Raw genomic sequence first — 5710 nt, forward strand, 5'->3', positions numbered from 1 at the left:
CCAGGGCGCCGTTGTTCAGGTTGAGCAGGTTGATCTTGCGCGCCGGCGACAGGGTGATATCGGTCCAGCCGCCATCGGTATCGCTGGCGGAAGCGCTGGAATTGATGCGGACCTTGGAAACGGTCACATTGACGGCGTCAAAGCCGCAGGCCGGCGCGTCAGTCAGCGACACGCCCACCGTGCCGAGCGTGACGGAAGGCTGCGAGCTGCCGCCACCGCCGCCGCAGGCGGTCAGCAGGCTGGCAGCGGCAACCAGGGAAAGGGCAAAAACGGTCTTCTTCATGTGGGCCTCCTTGTGGTTGTGATGTGGGGCCCATTATCTATTTCCACACGGAAATAAAAAAGCAGTTTGGCATCGGTGGTAACGCTCTGTTACACATTAGCTGCTTCCTTGCAGCAAAGAAGCAACATTTCCTTGTCGAAACGCCCATGTCTTTGATTTGATGGTCTTTTTACAAAATTAAAAAACAATCAGCAAGCATGGCAAAGCCATAAACAACTTGCCATTCATTACTGTTGCGCAACGAAAGTTTTTTTACCGCACAGCTGAGTCAGGGTTGGAATTTCTCAGGTATAGTCCCCATATGCGAAGTGTTGCCGCAAGGCACTTCTGACAATACGGGGCCAGCCGAGGCATTTGCCGCCGGCCATAGGCCCACCAGAAACTTTTGAGTTTTCCAGGCCTATGTTCAATTTCTACAAGCTCCAACTCGCCCTCAAGAACCCGCTGGTGCGTATCACCCTGGTGATGCTGGCTACCGCCGCCCTCGCCTTTACCCTGCTGCGCGGCGAAGTGGCGCAGGATGCCGCCCCGGTCATGCGTTCGCAGAATATCGGTGAAATCACGGCCCTGGTGGCTGCGCGCGACAAGCTGGACTACCTGCTGATCGCGCGTCCGCTGGCCGATTCGCCGCGCTATATCTACAAATACAAGGGCGACGCCACGCTGCACGTGGTGGTGGTGCCCAGCACTTCGCACCAGAGCCTGGAGCGCGAAGTCCTGCTGCGCAATAACATCCCTTACGCCATCGCCAAGGAAGACTTCCTGGCCGCCCACAAAGGCGTGCTGCTGGACGACGGCGGCCAATGGGCCGGCGTTCAAGCTTTCCTGAAACGCCATGCTTTCGACATCTTCGTGGTCGGCCTGGTGCTGTTCGTGCTGAAGTGGGGCGTGCCTGGCATGGGCCCGAACGCATCCGTGATCACGCCGGACAAGCTGAAAGGTTCGATGGACGACCTGATCGGCATGGAAGACATCAAGCAGGAAGTGCTGCACCTGGAAGACATGATCCGCAACCGCGAAGTCTACAAGCAGCACAATATCGACAAGCCATTCAACGTCATGCTGACCGGCCCGGCCGGTACCGGCAAGACCAAGCTGGCCGGCTACCTGGCCAAGAAGCTGGGCTATCCGCTGATCCAGGCCTCCGGGTCGGCGCTGGAGTCCGGCTATGTGGGCGGTGGCTCCAAGGCGCTGAATGCGCTGTACAAGAAGGCTTGCGCACGCGGCAACTGCATCATCTTCCTGGACGAGGCGCAGGCCCTGTTCATGCCGCGCGGCCGCGGCGAGAAGAAATGGGAAGACGATACCGCCAACACCCTGCTGGGCCTGCTGGACGGCGTGAAGAGCGAACAAGGCCAGGGCGTGATCTGGATCGTTGCCTCCAACTTCGACGACGCTTCGTCGGACATGGATGAAGCCATGCTGCGCCGCTTCAGCGTGAAGATCAACTTCCGCCTGCCGAACAAGGGCGAGCGCCGCGCCCTGCTCGACTCCTTCCTGAAGCGCAAGCAGGACGGCCTGGTGGACTGGAAGCATATGGACCTGGACCAGGTGGCCGAGATCACCGCCAACCTCAGCCCCGCGCTGCTGGAAACCGTGGTCGACCGCGCTTCCATGATCTCGATCCAGGAAAAATGCGTGATCAATACCGACCTGATGTTCCGCGCCTTCGAGCGCGCCACCATTGGCCTGACTGACCGCGCCACCACCGCCGAGAAGACCCGCCAGCGCGAGCGCATCGCCTTGCACGAGCTGGGCCATTTCTTCATGCAGATCGATCCTTACCTGCGCGCCGGCCTGCCGCTGGCGCAAGTGAAGGAGAAATCGCACCTGCTGAAGATTTCCACCGAGGCGGTGTCGAAGATGAATGCGCTGGGCTATGTGCTGAGCGCCGGCGACGACATGTCGCTGCGCACGCTGGAAGAAATGGAACGCGACGTGATGCAGCTGTACGGCGGCGTGGCGGCGGAAGAAATGTTCTATGGCGCGCGCGGCATTTCGGTGGGCAGCCAGAACGATATCGAGAAGGCCACCAAGATGCTGAACATGATGGTCAACCGCCTGTCCATGTATTCGCGCTCCAAGCTCGATTACAGCCAGCTGCGCGGCGAGACCGGCGACGAGCACACCCTGGTCCAGGTGGAGGCGAAAGCGGACGAGCTGTACAGCACCACGCTGGCCGCCATGCGCGACTACCGTGCGGTGATGGAATCGATCAAGGGCGAGCTGATGGAGCGCTACGTCCTGTCGAAGGATGACATCTTCGCACTGCTGGAAGAGCGCCTCGATGCGGCGCCCCTGCAGCAGGCGGCATAAGCTTCGCTAGCGCGAAGCGACTACCGTGATATTGCTGCCGGCCGGCGCCAGCGCCATCGGCAGTTTTTCATAATTGCGGATCGTGACGCCCGCGCCATCGTGGCTGAATTCGATGCGCGTGCCGGCCGCGGTCATCAGGACTCGTTCGGCAAGCGGGTACAGCTCGGCGCGCTGCTCGCCCTCAAGCTGGGTATAGAATTGCTTGCGGAACTGCGAGAAGTGGATACTCTTGCCGTTGCTTAGTTCGTAGGTATACGCGTAGTCGCGAAACTCGTTGCGATCCATCTTGTAGCTGCCGGTCGCCGGAACGCGCACGGTCAGTTCGTCCTCCGCCAGGGCGGAAGCGCTGAACAACAAAGCGAATGCGGCAGCACTCGCTGCCAGGGTTTTCATGTGCGGCTCCTTCGAATAAAGCGGTGTGGCGCACCGCTTTGATGCGCCACCGCCGCTGCATTATCCCGCTCAGCGCGCAGCAACTACGCGCACATTGGTTTCCTTCATCGCGACCGACATTGGCAGGCGTTCGTAGTTTTCGATGACCACTTCCTCACCCTTGTCGCGGAATTCGACGCGGGTGCCGGCTGCCGTCACGAAAATATTGGAAGCAATCGGGAACAGCTCGACCCGGTCTTCCAGCGCCAGGCGCCCCCAGTAATGGCCGCCCGACTGCGTGAACTTGATGGTATTGCCATTACTCAGGGCATACCGGTTCGCGAAGTCATCGAACCCGCTCCTGTGCAGTTTGATACTCCCTGCCGGCGCAGGGATCTTCACGGTTGCATCGTCAACACCGGCAGCGTAAGAGCTACCGCCCAACATCAGTGCAGCCACGGCACTCAGCATCATCAGCTTTTTCATCATCATCTCCGATTTGGTTCGCCTGGGTGCCCCGTCAAGGAAAGGGTGCGGGGCCAACTTAAAATTAGCAAAGGAAGTTCGGATGTGCAGATCCGGGCGACAAACCGCACGTTCAGAGGAATAGAACGCTTGGTGACCCGACGAACTGCATGATCGGCCTGGAGGACTTGCCGTCAGTGCGGCAATGCTGTCCGGGGGCGCCCCGGCCTGTGTCTGGAGGGGCGCTCGGGGCTGGGGCGGGTGGGGTGCACCTGCGCCAGCTGTCCAAACCTGGTGCCCGGCGCCGTGGCCGATAGGCTGGGCGCTGTGGGAGCAAGCTGCGGTCTGTGCAGCGGCAGCTTGCTGCGGCCTTGTGCTGGCCGCTGGGTGTCTGTTCGACTTCAGTTCATCCTACGCTTGCCGGTTCTGGCTGGAAAGCTACCGGTCGCTCATTTTTTTCAATTTGCCTCGCCTGCCCCATAGCTTAAATATGTGCTGCAGGGTTGCCGCGGGGTGGCAAATCGGTAATAATGCGTGTCGCGTTATGTGGCCCGAGTGGTGAAATTGGTAGACGCAGCGGACTCAAAATCCGCCGCCGCAAGGCGTGCCGGTTCGATTCCGGCCTCGGGCACCACATACCTCCTGCCTTCAATATAGGCTGCGGCAGCGGCCGTGGCTTACCCAGATTCCCGTCTTTCCCCACCCATTTTTGGCTGTAGCCGAGACATCAGCTCGAAGCGGCTGCGCGCCCCCAGTTTGTCCAGCAGGGCCGAGACATGGTGTTCCACCGTGCGCGGCGAACGTACCAGGCAGCGTGCGATATCGGCATTGCTTTGCCCGGCCAGCAGCAGATCGAGGATTTGCGCCTCGCGCCGGGTCAAGCCTTCCGGATGGCTGCGCGCCGCGCCATACGGGCCGCGCCTGGCCCTGGGCAGCTGCGGCCCCTGCCCCAGGCGGCCAGCTTGGGCGCGCGCCCGCGCCGCCGCCGGCCGCGCCCCCAATGCTTCAAACAAGGCCAGTGCCTGCAGCGCTGCCGCGCCGGCGCCCTCCCCCTGCACGGACAGCAGGGCCAGGCCGGCCTCGAATGGCAGGCCGAGCTCGCGCCACATGGCGCTGGCCGCCTGGCCATTCCCGGCCAGTTCGGCCGCGACCGGGGCGGGCAATTGCAAGGTCGCGCCGGAGGCCAGGTCCGGCCAGGTTTCCAGGCCGGCGCGGTGCTGCCACAGCACGATCTCGCCGCGGTCCCACATATTCACGCCCGCGATATCGTGCTGGGCCAGCGCGCTCAGGCCGGCGCGGCAGGCGTCCAGCTTGCCGTCCACCCAGGCCGCTTCGATCAGGCCCAGGCTCGCTTCCACGATGCGCTGCGGCTCGCCGGTGGCGAGCGCGCCCTGCCAGGCTTCATCCAGGTAGCGCCGCCCTTCGGGCTGGCCGAGGCGGGCGCAGGTGCGGCCCAGCACGGTCAGCGCCGGCAGGCGCATGATCAGGGTCAGTTGCGGCAGCTGCAGCACGCCCTGCGCGATGGCGCGCGCTTCCGGCAGGCGGCCCTGCGCCATGCGCAACTGGGCCTGCCAGCCGACCAGGTAGTGGGTCCAGGCATCCAGGTCGTGCTCGCTGTCGAAGGAGATGCCTTCGCTCACCACGCGCTCGGCCAGGGTAAAGCGCTTGGCCGTCACCGCGCATTCGCTCAGGTTGGTATAGCAGCGCGCCGCGTGCTCGTGATAGCCGTGTTGCAGCGCCAGCGCCAGGCTTTCTTCCAGCATGGCCTGGCCGGCCGGGTCGCCGCCGAACAGGCGCACCGTGCCGACATTGTTCAGGGCATGGATGCGCGTTTCCACGTCGTCCAGCTCGGCGGCCAGGGCCAGCGCCCGCTCGCCCCAGGCGATGGCCCCTTGCGGCCGGTCCTGCAGCATTTCGTACTGCGAACGCAAGCTGTAGGCCATGGCCAGCTCGCTGCTGTGCGGCAGCTGCTCCAGGGTGGCGATGGCTTCCATACCGTAGCGGCCTGCTACGTCGGATTCGCCGCGGTACCAATGCAGGCGCGACAGCCAGCGCAGGTTGAAGCCGACCTTGTCGCAGCGCCCCAGGCCGCGCCACAGCTCGATGGCCCGGTGGCGCGCTGCGATCACCTCGTCGTCGATGCGCACCAGGCCGGCCTCGTACGACCAGTCCTCGTACAGCTGGGCCGCCTCCGGCGCCGGCGTGGCGCTGCCGACAAAGCGCAGCGCCGCCGCCAGGTGGGCGGCAGCCTGGCGGTGCGCTCCCAGCCGCGCC

The 5710-nt window shown here is 63.4% G+C and carries 5 protein-coding genes and 1 tRNA gene; 2 read left to right on the forward strand and 4 right to left on the reverse strand.

The window, feature by feature from the left end; genetic code table 11:
- Positions 1 to 283, reverse strand: a 283-nt coding sequence (locus tag GM658_RS28425) for a DUF4382 domain-containing protein (protein WP_155457481.1), incomplete at its 3' end; no start/stop codon positions are given.
- Between the two features lie 402 nt (positions 284 to 685).
- Between GM658_RS28425 and GM658_RS28430 the strand changes: the two genes are divergently transcribed.
- Entirely contained in the window at positions 686 to 2599 is a 1914-nt protein-coding gene (locus GM658_RS28430; protein WP_155457482.1) for an AAA family ATPase, read from the forward strand.
- Positions 2600 to 2605: 6 nt separating this feature from the next.
- On the opposite strand, the gene GM658_RS28435 is transcribed toward GM658_RS28430, so the two are convergent.
- Both GM658_RS28435 and GM658_RS28440 read right to left on the reverse strand, forming a co-directional pair.
- On the reverse strand, positions 2606 to 2992 hold the full coding sequence (locus GM658_RS28435) for a hypothetical protein (protein ID WP_155457483.1): 387 nt from the start codon (positions 2990 to 2992) through the stop codon (positions 2606 to 2608).
- Positions 2993 to 3061: 69 nt separating this feature from the next.
- Positions 3062 to 3463, reverse strand: coding sequence for a hypothetical protein (locus tag GM658_RS28440; protein WP_155457484.1), 402 nt, complete (start codon positions 3461 to 3463; stop codon positions 3062 to 3064).
- Between the two features lie 522 nt (positions 3464 to 3985).
- On the opposite strand from GM658_RS28440, the gene GM658_RS28445 reads away from it, so the two are divergent.
- Positions 3986 to 4070 (forward strand) — tRNA-Leu (locus GM658_RS28445).
- Positions 4071 to 4113: 43 nt separating this feature from the next.
- Here GM658_RS28445 and GM658_RS28450 read toward each other — a convergent pair.
- Positions 4114 to 5710: LuxR C-terminal-related transcriptional regulator (locus GM658_RS28450; protein WP_229417111.1), on the reverse strand; the 1597-nt coding region annotated here is incomplete at its 5' end.

Origin of the sequence: Massilia eburnea (assembly GCF_009720745.1) — a bacterium.
GTDB classification, from domain to species: domain Bacteria; phylum Pseudomonadota; class Gammaproteobacteria; order Burkholderiales; family Burkholderiaceae_D; genus Rugamonas; species Rugamonas eburnea.

Bases quoted from the DNA above. Each gene is read 5' to 3' on its own strand.
- GM658_RS28430 (WP_155457482.1), top strand. From the start codon at position 686: ATGTTCAATTTCTACAAGCTCCAACTCGCCCTCAAGAACCCGCTGGTG.
- GM658_RS28435 (WP_155457483.1), bottom strand. From the start codon at position 2,992: ATGAAAACCCTGGCAGCGAGTGCTGCCGCATTCGCTTTGTTGTTCAGC.
- GM658_RS28440 (WP_155457484.1), bottom strand. From the start codon at position 3,463: ATGATGATGAAAAAGCTGATGATGCTGAGTGCCGTGGCTGCACTGATG.